Here is a 20,490-nt window from a genome sequence, read left to right on the forward strand (position 1 = left end):
TTTCATTCTGTACATTTAAATTCGTGAGTTCATTCGAGGCTTGGAAGCTAACAGTCTTTGTTGGGCTTACGATGAGTTTATTGTTTGATTACGGTGAAAAATCAGGCATTACGGTCATGTCCAAACTTCTTATTCTAACGTTCTATTACGTCATCATTTTTTCTTTCACAGTGTGGCTCTGGTCTGACGCAGACGACTCGACTAAAACTGGTTTGTTTTATTTCGTGTTCGGAATAGCATTCTTCCAAAATGCTTATCACACACACAAAATTGAGACACTCAAAAACAAGAAAGAGCCGTAATCGGCTCTTTCTTCACATTCTCATCCCACCATCCACTTCGAGCACTCGCCCTGTGAAGTAGTCGTTTTCAAGAATGTATTTCACGGCATGAGCAATCTCACTCGTCTCTCCCATCCTACCGACGGGTATCATCTTTTGCAGTCGGTCTATGGCTTCTGGTTTCATTTGATCTGCCATTGCCGTTTTGACGACACCGGGCGCAATAGCCGCAGAGCGAATGCCATATCTGGCGAGTTCTCTTGCCCATGTTGTTGCCATGGTTGCGACGGCAGCTTTCGAGGCAGAGTAATTGGTTTGCCCAATATTGCCCGCTCTCGCCACGCTGGAGATGTTAATGATGGCACCTCTCGAGCCACTCTCGATCATTTTGACTGCCGCTTCTCGTCCGCACAAGAAGGTGCCCGTGACATTGACGTTCATCACTAAGTTGAACTGCTCAAGCGACATCTTGGTGATCTCGCCGTCCTTGGCTTTGACTAACAACCCATCTCGCAAGACGCCAGCGTTATTAACTAAGCCGTTTAGCTGTCCAAAATCTTGAAGAATCTCATTAAAGGTATCCTCCACTTCAGATTCATTGGTGACATCAAGTCGATAGATCAACGCCTTGGCACTGAGCATCCGGCATTGTTCTTGGGTATTCAGCAGTCCCGTTTCGTTAACGTCAAGCAATGCTAAATCCGCACCCGCTTGAGCAAGGCTGACGGCCATCATCTGCCCTAACCCTTGCCCCGCACCTGTAATTGCAATGACACTGTTTTTTAAATCCATATCTGTACTCCATTACTGGATAACTTCCATGCTTAAACGCCTGATAGGAAATCTCCCTTTTAGCCCTTCTGATTCTTGTAGAATTCAAACAAGCTAGAGAAATCGAGTTCTTCATGACCTGCTGCGTTATGGAATGCATAGAGGTTACGAGCCAAAGAGCCCATCGGAACAGAAGAGTTAGTTTGCAGCGCCGCATCCAAACCTAAGCCAAGATCTTTCAACATCAGCTTACTCATAAAACCAGGGTTGTATTGATTACTCGCTGGTGCAGAGTCCATCACTCCGGGACATGGGTTATAAAGCTCTAACGCCCAGTTTCGACCTGAGCTTTGCAGCATGATGTTGGATAAGACTTTCGGGTCGAGACCATGGTCAATGCCGAGATTGAGCGCCTCGCAGGTTCCCGACATCAAGATACCCAACATCAGGTTATTACAGATTTTTGCCATCTGACCGTCGCCCGCTTTACCAGCGTGGAACACGTTCTTGCCCATGTATTGCAAAATCGCATTGGCTTTAGAGAACGCCTCATCCGAGCCACCAACAATAAAGGTCAGCGTTGCTGCTTTTGCGCCTGCTACACCACCAGAGACGGGAGAATCGACAAACAACAATCGTTTGTTCTGAGCTTCGTTCGCCACCAAGCGAGCAGAATCTGGATCGATGGTCGAACAGTCAATCAGCAATGCGTTGTCCTGCACAATGTTGAGCAGACCGACACCACCGTGTAAATCTCCCAAATACACCGCGCGCACGTGTGCACCTGCTGGTAGCATGGTGATGATTGTTCCTGCGCCATCTACGGCTTCTTCTAGCGTACTGGCGACCACTGCGCCAAACGGTTCGAGTTGCTTCGCCGCATTCACATCCACATCGAACACTTGCACGTGAAACCCTGACGCCAATAGGTTTTGTGCCATTGGACTGCCCATGTTGCCCAAGCCAATAAATGCAATGGTACTCATGTTGTTTCTCCTTATTTTCCTAGCTGTGCAAGTGGATGTTCCTCTTCTGACCAAAGAGAAGTGAACAAGGTGTCGATGACGCTTTCATCGACTTCACTGACGCTGTTAAACATCCATTTTGGATTGCCATCTTTATCAACTAATCGAGAGCGCACGCCCTCTTCAAACTCACCAAGTAATGCGCTGCGAACTGACAAGGTTAGCTCTAGACGGAAACAATCCGCCAATGACAAACGATGGTACTCTTTGACTTGTCTAAAACAGATATGTGCGGTGATCGGACTGCCCGCAACAAATGATTTTTGTGCGTTCTCAAGCCATTGAGTCTCGCCTTCCATTGCTTGAATACGTTGGACAATCTGATTTAAGTCATAGCCTTTACAGGCTTCTTTAATTTGGTCGAGATAAGGGCAAATCTGAGTTGTCGGCTTACTGTCGATGACTTGATCTTCCATCAATTGAAGTAACGCACTGACAAGCGATTTGGCATCGGCAGAGCCCCAGTCGACTTGTTTCAGCTCTTCTAACAGTTCCGGATATTGCTCTTCCAACAGCAACCATTCTGCCAAACCGATAGTGACAGCGTCACTTGAATTCACCATTGCACCGGTTAACCCAAGGAACAAACCTACCTCTGGGTCGATTTGGCTTAAGAACCAAGTACCACCCACGTCCGGGTAAAGTCCGATATTGATCTCTGGCATCGCGAGACGAGATTTAGGCGTGACGACCCTGTGGCTGGTGCCCATAAACAAGCCCATGCCGCCGCCCATCACAATGCCCTCTCCCCAACCAATGATTGGCTTTTGGTAGGTATGAATCAGGTAATCGCATTCGTACTCAAGCGAGAAGTAATTAGAACAGAACTCTGCGGTCTCTTCTTTGCTTTTCTCGTGCATGACGTGGTACATGGTTCGTACATCGCCCCCTGCACAAAACGCTTTTTCACCCGCGCCGTTGAGGATGACACACACCAAATCAGGGTCATCTTGCCATTCGATAAGTTGGTCGTTGAGCTCTGCCAACATATCGTAAGTCAACGCGTTCAAAGAAGCCGTGTTGTCTAACGTCGCGATACCAATTCGGTGCACGCCGTCTAAGCAATCTATTTCGCTAATGGTTACTTTCCCTGTCATGCGACCTCCTATTGATTCTTCCAGTTGGGTTTACGTTTTTCTAAGAAGGCACGAACCCCCTCGGTTTGATCTTCGGTATCGAATAAGTTTAGAAACAGTTCTCGCTCTTTAATCAGACCATGTTTGAGTGGCGCTGAGCGCATGTTTTGGATAAGCGCTTTGCACGCGGTTACCGAAGAAGGCGATTGATTGGCAACCGATTCTGCAAGCTCAATGGCTTTATTAAGCGCTCCACCTTTTGCTACCACTTCTTCTACTAGGCCAAGTTCTCGAGCTTGTGCTGCACCGACTTGTTCACCGCACAATATGATGCGTTTCGCCCAACCTTCGCCGACCAATGCGGTTAGGTTTTGCGTACCACCAGCACAAGGCAGTAAGCCCACTTTCGCCTCTGGCAGTGCCAGCACGGCTTGCTCTTCTACCACACGAATATCACACGCCAATGCGACTTCTAATCCGCCTCCCATGGCGTAGCCGTTGATGGCTGCGATGGAAACCCCTCGAAATGCAGAGAGCGTTTCAAAGGCTTCACCAAAGATACGCGCCATCTCTAACGCAACCGCTTTATCGCCATCGGCAAACAACTTGAGGTCTGCTCCCGCCGAGAAAAACTTCTCTCCACTTCCTGTGAGCACTAGAGCGTAAACGTCTTTATTGTCGTTTAGCGCCAGCACTAACTCTTTCAATGCGGTTAAGCTTTGTGACGTCCAAGTATTGGCGGGCGGGTTGTTCATGGTCACCACCGCAACATGATTGCTGATGGTATGTTGAATCGCTTGTTGTTCTGTTAGTGACATATCTCTGAATCCTTTCCTTTCTTGGTGAAAATGACCTGAGCTTTATGAATAAAAGCAGAGCTGGCTGCACTTATAACAATGCGGACTCTTCTGCGAGCAATCGACGCGCGATGATCAACCGCATGATCTCGTTGGTACCTTCCAAAATCTGGTGTACTCGAACATCACGGAAATAGCGCTCCATTGGGTATTCTTTGATGTAACCGTAGCCACCGTAAAGTTGCAGCGCTTGGTCACAGACTTGAAAGCCGACATCGGTTGCAAAGCGTTTTGCCATGGCACAATAAGTGGTGGCGTCTGGATCACCTCGGTCTAACTTGCTAGCGGCGTAACGTACCAGTTGGCGGGCAGCGACAAGCTCGGTTGCCATGTCTGCCAGTTTGAATTGCAATGCTTGGAATTGAGCTAATGATTTGCCGAACTGTTTACGTTCTTGCATGTACTGCGCCGCTTGATTCAACGCTTGTTGAGCCGTACCGACAGAACACGTAGCAATGTTGATGCGTCCACCATCCAAACCTTTCATGGCGAACACAAACCCTTGTCCTTCTTCCCCGAGCAGATGTGATGCGGGAATAGAAACATTGTCGAAAGTCACCGCCCGTGTCGGCTGACTGTTCCAGCCCATTTTCGGCTCTTTACGTCCGTAGCTAATACCGTCTGCATCGGCGGGGACAACAAACGCGGATACACCTTTCGCGCCCGCATCGCCGGTTCTCGCCATCACGACTAAAACGTCGGTATCGCCTGCGCCAGAAATAAAGGTTTTGCCGCCGTTGAGAATGTAGTTATCACCTTGCTTAGTCGCAGAAGTCGTTAGAGACGCCGCGTCCGAACCTGCGTTTGGCTCGGTTAAACAATAAGATCCGAGAAATTCACCCGTAATAAGTTTCGGGCAGAACGTGTCTTTCACTTCATCGGTCGCAAAGCTCGCAACCATCCAAGTCACCATGTTGTGAATGGTCATAAATGAGGTGGTCGATGTGCACCCCATGGAGAGTTGCTCGAAAATGATAGACGCGTCCAAACGGCTTAAGCCCAAACCGCCTTGTTCTTCTGGGGTATAGAGGCTCAAGAAACCAAGCTCTCCTGCCTCTCGAAGAATGTCTTTCGGGAAGATTTGTTTCTCATCCCACTCTGCTGCCATTGGCGCTAAACGCTCTGCCGCAAATTGCTGAGCAGTGTCGGCAAACATACGTTGATCTTCGTTGAGTTCAAAATCCATATGAGCTCCTTTCTTCGTTAGCGCAGGTTAATAGTCAGGTTTGGACCAGTTGGGATATCGTCATCAAACCAACGAGCCGTCACGGTTTTGGTCTCGGTGTAGAAGCGCACCGCTTGTTTACCATAGGCGTGCAAATCACCGTAAAAACTGCCGCGCCAACCCGTAAACGAGAAGAATGGTAAAGGGACTGGAATTGGCACGTTCACACCTACCTGACCGACTTGAATCTCATGTTGATACTTTCTCGCCGCCGCACCATTCGCAGTGAAGATGGAAGTACCGTTGCCGTATGGGTTGCGATTCACGAGATCTATCGCTTCTTGTAACGTGTCGACCTCAATACACACCAAAACAGGTCCGAAGATTTCTTGGGTGTAAATCGACATCTCGGTAGTGACGCCACTGAATAAAGTCGGACCGACCCAGTTACCTTCTGGGAAGCCTTCCACTTCACATTGGCTACCATCAAGTTCACACACCGCCCCTTGTTGCTTGCCTTCTTCTATCAAACCAAGCACACGCTGTTTTGCTTGTGCACTGATCAAAGGACCGTACGCGGCATTTTCGTCATCCCAAGCGCCGGGGTGCACTTTCGCCATTTCTTGTTTTAAATCGGCAATCCACTCTTTCGAACTGCCTACAAACACCGCGACGGATATCGCCATACATCGTTGCCCTGCTGCACCAACTGAAGAACCAACTAAGTTATTCACCACTTGGTTTTTGTTCGCATCTGGCATGATCACCATGTGATTTTTCGCGCCAGCAAAGGCTTGAACACGTTTAAAGTTCTGCGTGCCTGTGGTGTAGATATATTGCGCTACGGGTACCGAACCGACAAAAGAAGCGGCTTGGATACCGGGATGTTTCAGCAACAAGTCGACTTGCTCTTTTCGACCGTGCACGATTTGCAGCACACCTTTTGGTGCGCCCGCTTCTTCGAACAGTTCAGCCAAGCGAATTGACGTGAGAGGAACTTGCTCAGAGGGCTTAAGGACAAAGGTATTCCCGCTCGCAATCGCGATTGGGAACATCCACAAAGGGATCATGGCTGGGAAGTTAAACGGCGTAATACCGCAGCACACCCCAAGAGGTTGAATCAACGAATAACTGTCAATATCTGTAGCAACGTTCTCGACGGTTTCTCCCATCATGTTACTAGCGATATTTGCAGCTTGCTCGACCACTTCGATACCTCGCCATACATCTCCTTTTGCATCCGCAAAGATCTTACCGGTCTCGTGAGACAGCAGCGTCGCCAGTTCATCGTGATGTTCTTTAAGCAGATGTTGATAGCGCAGCATCAAGCGCGCACGTTCGGAAACGGCGACATCTTTCCAACAGGAAAAGGTGGCTTTTGCACTTTCAATTGCCGCGTGCATCTCTTCATCCGTCGCGCACGGCAAGCGCGCAATCACGTCGTTGGTAGCAGGGTTTGTGACTTCTACCCAATCCGTTGCTTGAGATTCACGAAACTCACCATCGATGAATAAGGGAACCGTGCGAGTCATAATCTAGTCCTTCTTTACGTTATTTGATAAATACCAATTTGAACAATTAGTTACTCGTCCTTGCTTGCCAAAATCTCTTATAACTGCGTTATGAATCTTGAAATTAGCTCCACTAGTTACGTGCAATTCATGCCTTGTTCTAAGCGATTTTTCTACGCAATTTACGAAAGCAACTACTTATTCGCATTGGTACCAAGCGGTATCTCGATACCAATGGCAGTGGCTTCACCACCACCGATACACAGTGATGCAACACCTCGCATCACCTTTTTATTGTTGTTGTCACCGTCAACACCGAGCACTTGTAGCTGGCGTAGGCTATGAATGAGGGTCACCAAAATACGTGCTCCGCTCGCACCAATTGGATGCCCAAGTGCACACGCGCCACCTTTGATGTTTACTTTGTCTTTATCGATGCCCAATTGGCGTACCGCAATTTGCGTAACAACGGCGAAGGCTTCATTGATCTCCCAAAGATCAACGTCGTCTACCGACCAATCAAGTTGAGAGAGTAGCTGTTCCATCGCAAACACTGGCGCGAGGGTAAATTCGGCAGGCTTTCTGGCGTGGGTTGAGTGCCCTTTGATGATTGCTAGTGGCGTTAAGCCTTGATGTTGTGCGACCTGCGAGTCCATTAACACTAGGGCTGCAGCCCCGTCGGATATCGCACTAGAGTTTGCGGCAGTCACCGAACCATTCTTATCAAAAGCAGGTTTGAGTTGAGGAATCTTGTCAAGCTTAATCGAGCGAGGATGCTCGTCGTAATCCAAAGTTGAAGCGCTGTGACGAGTCTTAATTTCTATTGGCGAAATTTCGTCATCAAACAAGCGTTGCTCTTGTGCTTCCAATGCTCTTTTCGCGGATAGGATTGCCCATTCATCCATTTGTTCACGAGTAAACTCTGAATGGTCAGCCGTTTGCTGCGCATACACCCCCATCAAGTGCCCTTCATACGCATCTTGAAGACCATCGAGGAACATGTGGTCGTAGGAAGATTGATGACCCATTCTCATGCCGTTTCGCGCTTCTTTCAGCAGATACGGTGCATTGGTCATGCTTTCCATCCCACCAGCAACGGCACTTCGAATGCTACCCGCTTTGATGAGATCGTGAGCCAGCATGACGCTCTTCATTCCTGAGCCGCACACTTTGTTTATGGTGGTGCTGCCTGTGGTAAGCGGAAGCTCTGCACCTAGTGCTGCTTGTCTGGCTGGTGCTTGTCCGCACCCCGCCGGTAATACGCAGCCCATGTAGACTTCGTCGACTTCGCTAACACCACTCGCATCCATTGCCGCTTTGATAGCAAATGCCCCTAATTGAGGCGCTGAATAACCTTGTAACTGACCTTGAAAGCGCCCGATTGGTGTTCGCTTTGCACTGACAATCCAGATGTCGTTTCCCATGTTCTCGTCCCTTCTGACGATAATTCACAGTTCACGAACTCATCCCTCACACCTGCTACCACGGAGCTTTCACACAGAATGTGGTGTCACTCCAGCCTCTCATAAAACGATGAATTTTCGCACTGTGATTTCTTGACGTTTACGTAAGCATAGCACTAACATTTACGTTAACGTAAAGAAACACATTAATAACAACACAAATTTACTCTCATGCTTTAGCTAGCCCGTTTAGTTCAAGGCTTGAAAGGATTTTAAGAAGCCAAAACTATTCATTAGAGGGACAAACCGAGTGGATAAATTCAAGATAAGTGACCTCGCCAAAGAGTTCGACATCACGACCCGAAGCATTCGTTTTTATGAGGATGTCGGGCTGATAGAGCCGGAGCGAAAAGGCAATATTCGCGTATATCAACGCAGAGATAAGATCCGGCTCAAGCTGATTTTACGTGGTAAGCGATTGGGCTTTTCGCTTGCGGAAATTCGAGAGTTGTTCGAGCTGTACGATACCCAACAAAGCGATGGTCAGCTGCTTAAAATGCTAACCATCATTGATGAAAAACAAGCGCACTTACAGCAGCAACTGGATGATATTAGCGTTGTAATGAACGAGCTAGAAACCGCCAAAGAGCGCTGTAAACAAGCGCTGAGCAACAATAAAGCCAGCAGCCAATAGCTCTGAGTTAGTGAGCAATAAAAACAAAAAACAGTAATAAATTCCAAGCCCAAGCAGTGTAACTCGAACCTTATCCGTACTAACAACTGCAGTACTTTCAACAGGGAAATGTTATGAAAAGCAGCTACACCCCACTTAATTTTGGGCTTGGTGAAACCATCGATATGCTCCGAGACCACGTCAACGCGTTCGCCACCGAGCATATCGCCCCCATCGCCGCAGACATCGACCGAGATAACCAATTCCCCAATCATCTGTGGTCCAAGTTCGGTGAAATGGGCTTGCTTGGCGTAACCGTCGACGAAGAGTTTGGCGGTGCAGGCATGGGCTATCTTGCTCATGTTGTTGCGATGGAAGAGATCAGCCGAGCCTCAGCGTCTGTCGCGCTCAGTTATGGCGCGCATTCCAATCTTTGTGTTAACCAAATCTTTCGCAATGGCTCCCCTGCTCAACGAGAAAAGTACCTACCTAAACTCATTGATGGTTCTCACATCGGCGCACTAGCCATGAGTGAGCCGAACTCAGGTTCTGACGTGGTTAGCATGCAGCTCCGTGCTGAAGACAAAGGCGACCACTTTTTAATGAACGGCAACAAAATGTGGATCACCAATGGTCCTGATGCCGATACCTTAGTGGTTTACGCGAAAACCGATCCCAATGGCGGGTCTCGCGGCATCACCGCCTTCATTATTGAGCGGGATTTTGAAGGCTTTAGCCATGCGCAAAAGCTCGACAAACTTGGCATGCGCGGCTCCAACACCTGTGAATTGGTGTTCCAAGATTGTGTCGTGCCAAAAGAGAATGTGTTAGGCGAGTTAAACCGTGGTGTCGAAGTGTTGATGAGCGGTTTGGATTACGAACGCGTGGTATTAGCAGCCGGTCCACTTGGCATCATGCAAGCCTGTATGGACGAAGTGGTTCCGTATGTTCATGACCGCAAACAGTTCGGCAAATCCATCGGTGAATTCCAACTCGTGCAAGGAAAGCTTGCTGACATGTATTCACGCATGAACGCCGCCAAAGCTTACGTTTATACCGTCGCTGCCGCATGTGACCGAGGTGAATGCACACGTAAAGACGCCGCTGGCGTGATCCTTTACAGCGCCGAACTTGCCACGCAAATGTCCCTCGATGCCATTCAGCTGCTAGGCGGCAATGGTTACATCAACGAATACGCGACTGGGCGATTACTCCGTGACGCCAAACTGTATGAGATTGGTGCTGGCACTTCTGAAATTCGCCGCATGCTGATTGGACGAGAGTTGTTCGAAGAGTCTCGCTAACCCACCGACAAGGAAGTCAACATGGCAATCATTAAAAGTAAAACCAAGCCAACCGACGAGCTATTTTTGTCGAATAAAGCGGTCATGACCGAGTTGGTAAACAACCTCAATGCTAATATCAAAGCTATCAAGCAAGGTGGCGGGCAAAAAGCCATTGACCGCCAGCGCCTGAAAGGGAAACTGCCCGTTCGTGAGCGTGTCATGCTCCTTTTAGATGAAGGCAGCGAGTTTCTTGAAGTTGGACAATTCGCCGCGTGGAACGTCTACGAAGAGTCGATACCTTGTGCAGGTGTCGTTGCGGGCATTGGCACCATTGAAGGCATTCAATGCATGGTGATCGCCAACGACCCCTCAGTGAAAGGCGGCACCTATTACCCACTCACCGTTAAAAAGCATCTACGCGCGCAAGAGATCGCACAACGTTGCCAACTGCCTTGCGTCTATTTGGTGGATTCTGGGGGGGCGAACCTCCCTCACCAAGCAGAAGTGTTTGCTGACAAAGAGCACTTCGGACGTATCTTCTTTAATCAAGCAAGAATGTCGGCGCAAGGCATTCCTCAAGTTGCAGTGGTGATGGGGCTTTGTACCGCTGGTGGCGCTTATGTACCTGCGATGGCAGACGTTTCCATTATGGTCAAAGAGCAAGGCACCATCTTCTTGGCTGGTCCACCGCTAGTGAAAGCAGCAACCGGAGAGATCGTCACTGATGAAGAGCTAGGCGGTGCCGATGTGCACTGTCGCAAGTCTGGCGTTGCCGATTACTATGCAGAAAATGACCAGCACGCATTACAGCTTGCGCGCGAAGCCATCTCGAATACCAATCAATCACTCCCCGTTCAAAGCGACAAACCGGTATTACCACCACGTTATGACGCCGAAGAGATGTACGGCATCGTCAATGCGAACCTTCGCTTGTCTTTTGATGTTCGAGAGATCATCGCTCGCGTGGTCGACGACTCGGACTTTGACGAGTTCAAAGCACTGTATGGTAAGACCTTAGTATGTGGCTTCGCTCGAATCCACGGAAATCTAATTGGTATTGTAGCGAACAACGGCATCTTGTTTTCTGAGTCCTCACAGAAAGGCGCGCACTTTATTGAGCTGTGTGCCAAACGCAAAATTCCCTTACTCTTTTTGCAAAACATCACTGGCTTTATGGTGGGCAAAAAGCTGGAGGCGGAAGGCATTGCCAAACACGGCGCGAAACTGGTGATGGCAGTCGCCTGTGCGGATGTGCCCAAGTTCACCGTGATTATTGGCGGCTCATACGGTGCGGGCAACTACGGCATGTGCGGTCGTGCTTATGACCCAACCATGATGTGGATGTGGCCAAACGCACGAATCTCAGTAATGGGCGGAGAACAAGCCGCAGGCGTGCTCACTCAAGTGCGTCGAGAAGTGAAAAAACGCCAAGGTGAAGAATGGCCAGAGCCCGAAGAAAGTGCATTCCGAGAATCTATCGTAGACTTGTATGAGTCGCAGGGGCATCCCTACTACGCCAGCGCACGTTTATGGGATGACGGCATCATCGACCCGAAAGAAACACGTCAAGTATTGGCTCAAGCCTTAAAAGCCGCGCTCAATGCGCCAATTCCTGACAGCAACTTTGGCATATTTAGAATGTAGAGAAGAAAGGACGTCACATGCAGGATCATCAACCGAGCATCATCCCCAATACCCAACGACAAGATGAAGTACTTTGGAACGTCGATGAATTCGGCGTCGCAACGCTTACGCTCAATCGCACAGAGAAGCACAATGCGTTTGATGCCTGCATGATTGACTTGCTGATCCACAGGCTGGATTACCTTGCTCTGCGCACCGATGTTCGATGCTTAGTGCTTCGAGGAAACGGCAAACATTTCTCCTCTGGGGCTGATTTGAATTGGATGAAATCCATGGCAAGTAGCACCAGAAAACAAAACCTAGAAGACGCGCAAAACCTTGCACGTCTGATGCATACATTGGACGCTTTCCCTCAGCCTACTATTGCGGTTGTGCAAGGTTCCGCTTTTGGTGGCGCATTGGGCTTAATCTGTTGCTGTGATATCGCCATCGCAGCGGAGAATGCGAACTTCTGCTTGAGTGAAGTCAAACTGGGGTTGGTTCCAGCAACCATATCTCCTTATGTCATGCGCTCTATGGGTAACCGTCACGCTCGTCGTTACATACTCAGCGCCGAAGTAATTAACGCTGACAAAGCAGAAAAGTTTGGCATTGTGCATGAGGTTCATAAGCTGGATAAAATCGAAGCCGTAGTAGAAAGCTTGATTGATTCTTTGCTGCTCAATAGCCCAGATGCGATGCGAAAAGCCAAAGCCTTGTGCCATCAATGTCACCAAAATCCGATTGATGGTCAGCTTATCCAATACACGAGCCAACTTATCGCCGACATTCGCGTATCGCCGCAAGGACAAGATGGCTTACAAGCCTTTCTGGAGAAACGAGAACCGGGTTGGATAAACAAACCAGCTAAGGGCAAGAAATGAATTTGCCAAACAAGGTAAACATTGTCGAAGTAGGTGCGAGAGACGGTCTGCAAAACGAATCACCGGTGTCCACGCAAGCCAAGATCCGCTTAATCGACCTGCTCTCGGATACAGGACTCACCCATATTGAGGCAGGATCTTTTGTGTCGCCTAAATGGGTACCTCAAATGGCGGATTCACTCGATGTGATGAAGAAAATCACCCGCCGCCACAACGTCATCTACTCAGCACTAACGCCTAATGTGCAAGGCTTTGAAAAGGCACTAGAAGCCGGCGCTACCCAAGTCGCGATCTTCACCTCCTCATCGGAGGGCTTTTGCCAACACAACATCAATTGCTCGATTGCAGATAGTCTTACCCGCTTTGAACCTGTAATGGAATTGGCAGCAAAGCATAACATCCCCGTTCGGGGTTACTTATCTTGCGTTGCAGACTGCCCTTACGACGGAATAACCAAACCCGAACAAGTCGCAAGGGTTGCTAACCTGCTAATGGAATTAGGCTGCTACGAGGTTTCACTTGGAGACACCGTAGGTACAGGCACGCCGATACGCATCGCTAAAATGGTAGAAGCCGTACAATTGAAAGTCCCAACCGACAAGCTCGCGGTGCATTTTCACGACACATGGGGACAAGCGTTGGCGAATATCTACCAAGCCTTAATAATGGGCATCAATACCATCGATAGCAGTGTGGCAGGGCTTGGGGGCTGCCCTTATGCTCGTGGCGCGTCAGGTAATGTTGCCACCGAAGATGTGCTCTACCTATGCCAAGGCTTAGGAATCGAGACCGGAGTAGATTTGGAGTTGCTCGCCAAAGCCGGATGGATGATCAGTGAAGAGTTAAACCGCCAACCGACCTCAAAAGTCTCGCTGGCGTTAAAGCAGCGTTAGATCTCGTAATTCGCTTTGATACCGATATCGAAATGCAGCGGCATACGCCACTTAGCAAAAGACAGAAAGCCCATTACTAATCCAGCCAACAACATAGTGATGGCAGCAAGGATTGGAAGGTTAAACCACAATGCAAACGTTGCAACAGCGAGAAACGCGGGCACCATCTTCAAGCCTGGCACTTTAAAGCAAAAAGACTCTTTAAGCGCAATGCCCGAAAAAGTCACAAAGATAAAGCCAAGCCCTAACCAAGTGCGCTGAAATTCCAAGTCACTCACCATCAGTACCAAGCCAATCCAAGATGCCCAACTGATAGCAGCACGCACATGTTTGTTATAAACGTGGATATTTGCCGCAGACAGAGCACTTGCAACACAGATTGCAATTAAAGAGGCTTGGTAAACGAATAGCGAGCTAGTGATAGCCCCAGAAACGATTATCGAAAAACAAAGTAGTGCGACAGCAAACAAGGTGATGCCAAGGCGATAAAGACACACACTGAGTTTATCGAGTAAATCGAGCGTTTCTTGATATTCTGTATTTGCCATCAATAAGCGTCCTGCCAGAGGGAAAGTAAGAGAGTCCGTAAGCCAGCAATAACGTTATCACTGGCTTTATAAGTTTAGTTTAAGCGCGTTTGAGAAAACGGAGTTTGCCACCAGTTCGGTAGATGACCAACGAAAATAAGATAAGCGCACAACCAACCAGTTTATTGGAAGTTAGCACTTCACCGTACCAAATCACACTCAAAACTACCGTCCATACCGGCTCAAGGATCATAATCAGTGCTGCATTGCCAGCCTGAACAAACTTCTGTCCCATGGTTTGCATCACATATCGCAAACTGGTTGCCAAGAGCGTGCTCAGAGCAAACCAAATCCAGATAGACGTCAACACTTCAGTTGGCACCGTCTCCACCAAAGATGAAATAAGTAAACCAATCAAGCCTGTCACAAACAGCTGAATACACGTTAGCAACAATACCGGCAATTTCTGCGAGTACTTACTGTTTACGTTGAAGTGTAAAGCCAGCATGAGAGCGGCCCCCAAGAACCAAAGCTGACTAGAAGATTGTTGCCAACCACCAGCCAGCGATAAGCATCCTAGACCAATGATAGCAATGGGCAGAGAGATCCAGAAAATGCGTTGCGGCCTTTGACGAAACATCACCCAAGCAACGATTGGCACAAACAGCATCGATAAACTCATGATGAATGCGCCCTCGCCTAGGGTGTCGCTGATTGAAATAGCATGAATCCAACACATCAGCGCGCCTCCTAAAAGCACACCAACGCCTGCCGCGGCAAAAATATCTTTCTTATTGGCAGCACGAAGCGGCTTGATACACAGCGGTAACAAGCACAAAGAAGCGATGGTAAATCGCAGCCCAATAAATCCAAATGGTGGAAGACCTTGAATGGTTTCTTTAGAGAAGATCCACCCTAGTGCCGCGATCATCGTTGTTGCGACGAGCACGAATGCAGCTTTGCGTTCAGAGTTAAGCATAATTACTCACAAAAAAGACCCAGCGAAGAAATCGTCAGGGTTCGTACATCATTAATTTTAATGTGTGTTAGATAGTTATATTTACATCGCAAATGCTGAACTAAATGTGTACTTAGACTGAGGAGTGCTAACGTTTGCGAAACGCGCACAGTATACAGTGTGACTTAGTTATCATCGAGTAAATTACTGTGAAATCCAATCATTGTTTCGTGACTTGATGTCATCAAAATCGGCGCTGAACTCTTAGGCAAAAACTCAAATAGATTAAGGAATAACCTGACTCTAAACTAGGCACGAAATGTTAAAATAACAACGAAGTAAAACAGTCGTCAGGAGGTGCTTTATGAGACATTCAACCGTACTCTTTTTCATTCTGATTGCCCTGCTTATTATTGCGCCTATCGCACTGGGCTCACTGTTTAGTCTTGTTAGCTCCCTTCGCTTAAGTTACATCGAAGCCGACCCAATTTCTGTCACGCACATCTATGACATGATGATCTATCGCGGTCGATAGTTTTGTTTCGAAGAGCTCTAATTCTCCAACCGCTCTGGCTAAAGCCAGAGCGGTTTTCAACATCCTTAATCCGTTTTAAACAGCGCAAAAACCACTCAAATAAAACAAAACTCACCAACTTTCAAACATCAAAAGCTAACCGCCTATTTTCACTTTAGTTGTATTGGTAATGATTTTGTCCATTCCACTTAATTGGTGCGTATTAGTAATTAAATCTACAACTAATTTGTCTCGTACATAGCGATAAAGCCAGTACGCGCTACTCTTTACCGTACAGCAATAAAAACGTGCCAGACTATCACCTTAGCAATATGAGCGAAGTGCTGGCATAAAACGCCCAAGTTAGTGAAACACGCATTCAATTTACTAGGGAAACAGTGATGAGATTAAAGAACACGCATTTCATGAGCACAGGTATAAAGGCGGCTCTCCTCGCCACGATGTGCTTCTCTCCTTTCACTTTCGCATCTGACGCCAAAGCCGACGAGCAATTTGAGGTTGGCAAAGAGAAAGCGAAAGTATGTATGACATGTCACGGTGCTGACGGCATATCTACCATCGACGCCTATCCAAACCTACGCGGTCAGAAAAAAAGCTACCTGATCTCTTCTTTGAAAGATTACAAAGCGCGGGAGCGGACTAGTGGGTTGGCGGTGCTCATGCAGCAGCAAGCCGACGCCCTGTCTGACCAAGATATAGAAGACATTGCGCACTATTATTCGCAGTTAGGGAACGAGCATTCACCGTCAGATAACGAGCCCCAGCCTTAAACGAGGAGCGTTCTTATGGAACAAACAACTACTCAATACAACACTCAAGTTGTGAAGTATTTTGTGTTGGCATCGTTGGTTTGGGCGATTGCGGGGATGATCATCGGTGTCATTCTAGCGGCGCAGTTGTACTGGCCCATTCTGAACTTTGATTCGCAATATTTCCAATTCGGTCGTCTGAGACCTCTACACACATCTGGAGTGATATACGGCTTTGTCGTAAACATTTTAATGGGTACTTCGCTATATATTGCCCAGCGTACTGGCCGTTGTAATTTGTTCAACCAGAGCTTGTCGTGGATGGTGTTCTGGGGATGGCAACTCGTTCTACTCTTGGCGCTTATTACCCTGCCCGCAGGCTATACGACATCAAAAGAGTATGCGGAGTTGGAATGGCCTATCGACGTATTAATTGTCTTGGTTTGGGTGCTCTATGCTGTGCTGTTCTTTGGCACGATTGCCAAGCGCAAAGTAGACCATATCTTTGTAGCAAACTGGTTCTTTGCCGCCTTTATTATCGTGATTGCGATGATCTTCGTCGTGAACAATCTCGCAATGCCTGTCTCTTTGATGAAATCCTATTCCGTCTTTGCTGGTGCACAAGATGCCATTGTCCAATGGTGGTGGGGTCATAACGCGGTAGGGTTTTTGCTAACTGCGGGTGTGATTGGGATGAACTATTACTTCATTCCCAAAGCCGCTGATCGCCCTATCTACTCTTATCGTTTGTCTGTGATCCACTTTTGGGGCTTAGTTGGCTTTTACACCTGGGCGGGTACGCACCACTTGGTTTACTCGTCGGTACCGGTTTGGGTGCAAAACATCGGCATCATTATGTCACTCATTCTATGGCTTCCGTCTTGGGCAGGTGCTTTCAACAGTGCGATGACACTCCTGCAAAACAAAGAGAAACTCAAATCTGACTATATTTGCTTGTTCTTCTTTTCGGCCATTCTGTACTACTGCTTAGCCACTTTTGAAGGGCCTCTACTTGCCATTCGCTGGTTCAATATGCTGGCGCACAACACCGAATGGGTGATCGGACACGTTCACTCTGGCGCATTAGGCTGGGTGGGCATGTCTGGCATTGCGGTGTTCTACTACTTCATCCCACGTCTGTGCAACAAGACAGAACTGTGGTCGAAGCGACTGATCAAATGGCACTTCTGGCTTGCCCATGCAGGTGTTGCCATTTATGCCATCGCACTTTGGGTGGCCGGTATTGGTGAAGGCTACATGTGGCTCACTCAGAACGAGAATGGTGAGCTGGTATACAGCTTTATCGAAGCCATGAACTTTAAAGCACCATGGTTGTTCTTGCGCTTCTTTGGTGGTGCGCTCTTTGTGCTCGGCTTGTTCCTGATGGCATTCAACTTGTACAAGACCGTACGCTCTCCGTCCGTACTGGTAGCGAAGGAGGCATAAGATGAGCAAAGACTTTACGCATTCAGTGATCATCTTGATCATCACCACTGTTGTTGTGGCTTCCTTCTCTCTTGCAGTTTGGGTGGTGCCTAACATCCTGCGTACTGACGACATCGCCAAAGGCAGTTTAGCGAAGCCGTTAACTGCGTTGGAGCTTGCTGGTCGCGATATCTACATCAGCGAAGGTTGCCATGTGTGCCACACGCAGATGGTTCGCCCGCTAGAACCCGAAATCAAACGTAACGGACGCGCGAACCAAGAGTCCGATGATATTTACGAGTTCCCTAACTTGTGGGGTTCCAAACGTACCGGGCCAGATCTGACCAATCTTGGGCGTAAGTATTCGGACCAATGGCATGTGTTGCATCTTATCGACCCACGCCAAGTCGTTCCGACATCCATCATGCCAGCTTATCCTTGGTTGTTTGAGCAGACTTTGTCTGGCAACGCCATTGGTAACAAGATGGAAACGCTGCGTACGTTGGGCGTGCCCTACACCGACCAAGAGATCTCAGACGCGAGATTACAAATACGCGGTAAAACCAAAGCGGAAGCTCTGATTCGTTATCTTCAAAGCCTTGGTCAAGACACAGCACAGGAGGTGGCACAATGAGCACATTCTGGAACTGGTGGGCAATTGCCGCCACAATTGTCTTCTTCATATTAATGGTATCTGTCATCGTCAAATATTGGCGTAGCAACCATAAAGCAGACCAAGAACACACCATTGCCTCCTTTGATGGCATTGACGAAAAAGACGCACCACCACCCAAGTTACTGTTTGCCAGTTACGCAGTCGCCTTTCTGTTGTCAGCAGGATACCTAGTGTTATATCCGGGTTTAGGCGAATGGAAAGGTTTGGCGAATTACGATCAAAGTGACGATAAACTCAGCGCACCGTCAACGACGCTTGATGAACAATTTAGCCAAGTTACGGACTCGTCGCTCGACGCATTGGCACAAAACGACGATATCGTCCGTACTGGTCGCATGCTGTTCCAAACCCATTGTGCCGCTTGTCATCGAGACAACGCCCAGGGCCAAAAGCACTTCCCTAACCTGATCGATAAAGAATGGATGTATGGCGGCGATGACAAATCTCTGATTCACTCTATCGCCAAAGGTCGTAACGGCGCCATGCCGGGTTGGGTAGAGGTCATGAGGAAAGACGAAGTCGATAAGGTCGCCTATTACCTTGCATCCCTTAATCAGCGCCACAGTGACGTGCCAGAAGTGAAAGTTGAATTAGGTAAGAGTTTGTTCGTCGAATATTGCTCGTCATGTCATGGTGACGGCTCGATAGCAAATCAACAAACGGGGGTGCCTGATCTATCAGACAGTGTCTGGCTACACGGCGGGAGTATCGAGGAGATTCAACACACCATCAATTACGGTTTAAACAACTTAATGCCTGCGTTTGAAAACCAACTTTCTGAGCACGAAATCCTCGCGCTTGGTGCTTACATCCGTAAAGCGGGTGAAGAGCAAGAGCAGAAACTCGCAGCGCTGAATGCTGAGTCGGTTAAACGCGGTGAGTACCTAGCCCATGCCGGGGACTGTGTGGCTTGTCATAGTGCAGAAGGCGGCGAACCTTTTGCCGGCGGTCTGCCATTCGTTACCCCATTTGGCACCATCTACTCCACTAACATCACGCCCCATGCTAGTGCAGGTATCGGTGAGTATGATTATGATGACTTCCGAGATGCGCTTGTGAAAGGGAAAGGTAAACATGGTTACCTGTATCCTGCTATGCCCTACACGTCTTATCAATACCTCACGGAACAAGATATGACGGATTTGTGGGAGTTCATGCAATCTATCCCCGCGGTGGCTCGTCGTAACGATGAAAACCATATGATGTTCCCGTCTAACATCCGTCTTGGTTTGCTTGGTTGGAATATCGTCTTTATGGATACTGACCCAATTGACTACAGCTTGCCGCAAGAACTTGAAGGGCACGTGGAAGATGTTGAGAAGTGGCAGAAAGGCAAATATTGGGTAGCAGGCTTAGGACACTGCTCAGAATGCCACACGCCGCGTAACATTGCTCAAGCCCTAATTCCTGAGCGCATCTTCCAAGGTAACTTGATAGACGGCTGGAATGCGCCTGATATTACCTCAACAGAGTTGTACGTTGGTGGTTGGGATGAAAAGACGTTGACCGACTTCTTACACACTGGCCATTCAGACAAAGGCACCGCGTTTGCCGGGATGGCGGATGTCGTGAAGAACAGCTTGAGTTTAATGACGCGTGAAGACATTGAATCCATGTCCTACTACTTGCTCAGTGGCGATGTGAACAATTTTATTGCCGCCGACGCTGTACCACTAGAGCCTAAAGGATTCGATGACGCCGCCTATCAAGCTCCAATCTACACCGTCTATAAACAGACTTGTGGCGCTTGTCACGGCAACGATGGTAAAGGACGTAACCCAATTGCACCAACATTGCTAAACAATGGCATTATCATGCACAGCGACCCATTCAACACCATTGCTGTAACAGTGCGTGGCTTACAACCCACCTACATCGACCCAGAGCGCAACTTTATGCCGATGGCGAGTTTTGAGGATATCCTCTCTGACGCCAGTTTAGCCGAGCTAATTACCTTTGTACGTAAACACCTCGGAGACCAACAACAAGAGGTTACCGCTGAGGATGTTCGAGAAGTGAGAGAAACACTGGAAGCGGCAGGGTACGCTGGAGGGCTTCATACCACGCCAGACATGTATGACAGGCGTGATAATAACATCAATATTCGGTAATAGCTTGTAGAATCCAACCACAAAAAAAGCCCTTTCCAACCGGAAAGGGCTTTAACTTAGT

At 48.3% G+C, this 20,490-nt stretch carries 19 protein-coding genes; 10 read left to right on the plus strand and 9 right to left on the minus strand.

All coding sequences use genetic code 11. The features are described from left to right. Nucleotides 1-314: 314 nt before the first annotated feature. The 7 genes from J4N37_RS17645 to J4N37_RS17675 form a co-directional block, all read right to left on the minus strand. The gene (locus tag J4N37_RS17645) at nt 315-1,073 is read right to left on the minus strand and encodes an SDR family oxidoreductase (protein ID WP_252042959.1); all 759 of its coding nucleotides are present in this window, start codon (nt 1,071-1,073) and stop codon (nt 315-317) included. Nucleotides 1,074-1,132: 59 nt separating this feature from the next. Then, on the minus strand, nt 1,133-2,038 hold the full coding sequence (gene mmsB / locus J4N37_RS17650) for a 3-hydroxyisobutyrate dehydrogenase (protein WP_252042960.1): 906 nt from the start codon (nt 2,036-2,038) through the stop codon (nt 1,133-1,135). Nucleotides 2,039-2,049: 11 nt separating this feature from the next. After that, nucleotides 2,050-3,174 carry an enoyl-CoA hydratase/isomerase family protein gene (locus tag J4N37_RS17655; protein WP_252042962.1) on the minus strand — a complete coding sequence of 375 codons (1,125 nt, stop codon included), beginning with the start codon at nt 3,172-3,174 and terminating at the stop codon, nt 2,050-2,052. 8 nt (nt 3,175-3,182) lie between these two features. After that, nucleotides 3,183-3,971: an enoyl-CoA hydratase gene (locus J4N37_RS17660; protein WP_252042963.1), complete on the minus strand. Its 789-nt coding sequence runs from the start codon at nt 3,969-3,971 to the stop codon at nt 3,183-3,185. A gap of 70 nt (nt 3,972-4,041) precedes the next feature. Then, a complete protein-coding gene (locus tag J4N37_RS17665) occupies nt 4,042-5,196 on the minus strand; it encodes an acyl-CoA dehydrogenase family protein (RefSeq protein ID WP_252042964.1) in 1,155 nt (384 codons plus the stop codon). A 17-nt stretch (nt 5,197-5,213) separates the two neighbouring features. Next, entirely contained in the window at nt 5,214-6,707 is a 1,494-nt protein-coding gene (locus J4N37_RS17670) for a CoA-acylating methylmalonate-semialdehyde dehydrogenase (protein WP_252042965.1), read from the minus strand. Nucleotides 6,708-6,880: 173 nt separating this feature from the next. Continuing rightward, the gene (locus J4N37_RS17675) at nt 6,881-8,110 is read right to left on the minus strand and encodes a thiolase family protein (protein WP_252042966.1); all 1,230 of its coding nucleotides are present in this window, start codon (nt 8,108-8,110) and stop codon (nt 6,881-6,883) included. 289 nt (nt 8,111-8,399) lie between these two features. On the opposite strand from J4N37_RS17675, the gene J4N37_RS17680 reads away from it, so the two are divergent. The 5 genes from J4N37_RS17680 (at nt 8,400) to J4N37_RS17700 (ending at nt 13,448) form a co-directional block, all read left to right on the plus strand. Next, the gene (locus J4N37_RS17680; RefSeq protein ID WP_252042968.1) at nt 8,400-8,783 is read left to right on the plus strand and encodes a MerR family transcriptional regulator; all 384 of its coding nucleotides are present in this window, start codon (nt 8,400-8,402) and stop codon (nt 8,781-8,783) included. Between the two features lie 113 nt (nt 8,784-8,896). Further along, nucleotides 8,897-10,066 carry an isovaleryl-CoA dehydrogenase gene (locus tag J4N37_RS17685; RefSeq protein WP_252042969.1) on the plus strand — a complete coding sequence of 390 codons (1,170 nt, stop codon included), beginning with the start codon at nt 8,897-8,899 and terminating at the stop codon, nt 10,064-10,066. A 21-nt stretch (nt 10,067-10,087) separates the two neighbouring features. Further along, a complete protein-coding gene (locus J4N37_RS17690; RefSeq protein WP_252042970.1) occupies nt 10,088-11,692 on the plus strand; it encodes a carboxyl transferase domain-containing protein in 1,605 nt (534 codons plus the stop codon). Nucleotides 11,693-11,709: 17 nt separating this feature from the next. Continuing rightward, complete coding sequence (locus tag J4N37_RS17695; RefSeq protein WP_252042971.1) at nt 11,710-12,555, plus strand: enoyl-CoA hydratase-related protein; 846 nt, start codon at nt 11,710-11,712, stop codon at nt 12,553-12,555. Then, a complete protein-coding gene (locus J4N37_RS17700; protein ID WP_252042972.1) occupies nt 12,552-13,448 on the plus strand; it encodes a hydroxymethylglutaryl-CoA lyase in 897 nt (298 codons plus the stop codon). The genes J4N37_RS17695 and J4N37_RS17700 overlap by 4 nt, the downstream gene beginning before the upstream one ends. Here J4N37_RS17700 and J4N37_RS17705 read toward each other — a convergent pair. Together J4N37_RS17705 and J4N37_RS17710 are read right to left on the minus strand one after the other, a co-directional pair. Continuing rightward, nucleotides 13,445-13,996 carry a DUF2301 domain-containing membrane protein gene (locus J4N37_RS17705; RefSeq protein ID WP_252042974.1) on the minus strand — a complete coding sequence of 184 codons (552 nt, stop codon included), beginning with the start codon at nt 13,994-13,996 and terminating at the stop codon, nt 13,445-13,447. The two genes, J4N37_RS17700 and J4N37_RS17705, sit on opposite strands and share 4 nt — an antisense overlap. A gap of 79 nt (nt 13,997-14,075) precedes the next feature. After that, entirely contained in the window at nt 14,076-14,954 is an 879-nt protein-coding gene (locus tag J4N37_RS17710) for a DMT family transporter (RefSeq protein WP_252042975.1), read from the minus strand. A 343-nt stretch (nt 14,955-15,297) separates the two neighbouring features. On the opposite strand from J4N37_RS17710, the gene J4N37_RS17715 reads away from it, so the two are divergent. The 5 genes from J4N37_RS17715 to J4N37_RS17735 all read left to right on the plus strand — a co-directional run bounded on the left by J4N37_RS17715 (nt 15,298) and on the right by J4N37_RS17735 (nt 20,429). Beyond that, entirely contained in the window at nt 15,298-15,468 is a 171-nt protein-coding gene (locus J4N37_RS17715) for a hypothetical protein (RefSeq protein ID WP_252042976.1), read from the plus strand. A 380-nt stretch (nt 15,469-15,848) separates the two neighbouring features. Beyond that, nucleotides 15,849-16,238 carry a c-type cytochrome gene (locus tag J4N37_RS17720; RefSeq protein ID WP_252042977.1) on the plus strand — a complete coding sequence of 130 codons (390 nt, stop codon included), beginning with the start codon at nt 15,849-15,851 and terminating at the stop codon, nt 16,236-16,238. Nucleotides 16,239-16,253: 15 nt separating this feature from the next. After that, nucleotides 16,254-17,663, plus strand: a complete 1,410-nt coding sequence (ccoN, locus tag J4N37_RS17725) for a cytochrome-c oxidase, cbb3-type subunit I (protein WP_252042979.1) — start codon at nt 16,254-16,256, stop codon at nt 17,661-17,663. 1 nt (nt 17,664) lies between these two features. Next, on the plus strand, nt 17,665-18,276 hold the full coding sequence (locus tag J4N37_RS17730; protein WP_010451493.1) for a cbb3-type cytochrome c oxidase subunit II: 612 nt from the start codon (nt 17,665-17,667) through the stop codon (nt 18,274-18,276). Then, nucleotides 18,273-20,429, plus strand: a complete 2,157-nt coding sequence (locus J4N37_RS17735) for a c-type cytochrome (RefSeq protein WP_252042980.1) — start codon at nt 18,273-18,275, stop codon at nt 20,427-20,429. The genes J4N37_RS17730 and J4N37_RS17735 overlap by 4 nt, the downstream gene beginning before the upstream one ends. The last annotated feature ends 61 nt before the right edge of the window (nt 20,430-20,490 follow it).

It is taken from the genome of Vibrio sp. SCSIO 43153 (assembly GCF_023716625.1).
GTDB lineage: Bacteria > Pseudomonadota > Gammaproteobacteria > Enterobacterales > Vibrionaceae > Vibrio > Vibrio rotiferianus.